The 1207-nt window shown below is 62.4% G+C and carries 2 protein-coding genes; both read left to right on the top strand.

The features are described from left to right. Nucleotides 1-302, top strand: a 302-nt coding sequence (locus ABEA07_RS15585; protein WP_345538949.1) for a helix-turn-helix domain-containing protein, incomplete at its 5' end; no start/stop codon positions are given. A 1-nt stretch (nt 303) separates the two neighbouring features. Beyond that, nucleotides 304-1173 (top strand): IS630 family transposase, encoded by an 870-nt coding sequence (locus ABEA07_RS15580; RefSeq protein ID WP_345538950.1) that lies wholly within the window; start codon nt 304-306, stop codon nt 1171-1173. Nucleotides 1174-1207 lie beyond the last annotated feature (34 nt).

The following is a 1207-nucleotide window of genomic DNA, read 5'->3' as shown; positions in this document are numbered from 1 at the left end:
ACCAGGGGTTGCATATGCCAAGGAAGAGTCCGTTTCTTATCGAGTTGTCTTTGGATGAGTTGGCAGAATTGAATCGTCGTGCGACCAGATATACGTTGCCGTATTTCGAGGTTGTGCGAGCCAAGATGATCCTGATGGCCGCCAACGGCATGGACAACGACGAGATTGCCGCGCGGCTGGACACCCGGCGCGAGGTGGTCAGTCAGTGGCGCCAGCGCTTCTTCAAAGAGCGATTGGCGGGTCTCGAAGAGAGAGCCCGCCCGGGACGTCCTCGGGTCTTTCCCCCCAGAGGTCACGGTTGAGATCAAGGCGCTCGCCTGCGAGTTGCCGGCCACCTTGGGCTTGCCACTGTCGCGCCTGAGCGTCGCCGACGTAGCGCGACACGCGCAGCGCTCGGGCCTGGTGGCGCGCATCAGCGACAGCACGGTCTGGCGCTGGTTGCACGAGGACGCGATTCGCCCTTGGCAGCACCGTTGCTGGATCTTTCCACGCGACCCGCACTTCCAGGCCAAGGCCGGCCGCATCCTGGACCTGTACGAGCGGCGCTGGCAAGGGCGAGCGCTGCGCCTGGACGAGTTCGTCATCTCCACCGACGAGAAGACCAGTATCCAGGCTCGGCTTCGCATGCATCCGAGCCTGTCCACCGAGCCGGGCAAGTCAATGCGCGTGGAGCACGAGTACACACGCCGTGGCGCCTGGGCGTACTTGGCGGCATTGGACGTGCATCGCGCCAAGGTGTTCGGCCGCTGCGAAACGACAACCGGCATCGCGCCCTTCGATCGGCTCGTCGATCAGGTCATGAGCCAGCCACCGTACAACACCGCGCGCCGCGTGTTCTGGGTCATGGACAACGGCTCGTCGCATCGTGGCGATGCGTGCGTGCGGCGCCTCACGCAAGCCCATCCCCGATTGGTTCCGGTCCACGCACCGGTCCACGCCAGTTGGCTCAACCAGATCGAGATCTACTTCTCGATCGTGCAGCGCAAAGTGCTGACCCCCAACGATTTCCCTTGTTTGGAGGCGCTCGCTCAGCGACTGGCGAGCTTCGAGCGCTACTTCGAGAGCATCGCGCATCCATTCGAGTGGAAATTCACCCGGACCGATCTCAATGCTTTGATCACGCGCATGCGTGATCGTTGGGCGCAGAGCCAGCCCTTCAAACTGGCTGCCTGAAGAATACGTGTGCGAATTTCAGAAACGGACTACT

The organism is Variovorax defluvii, from assembly GCF_039541515.1.
GTDB classification, from domain to species: Bacteria; Pseudomonadota; Gammaproteobacteria; order Burkholderiales; family Burkholderiaceae_C; genus Variovorax; species Variovorax defluvii.
The sequence above is the reverse complement of the archived record's forward strand: the minus strand, read 5'-3'. Positions and strand labels throughout refer to the sequence as shown.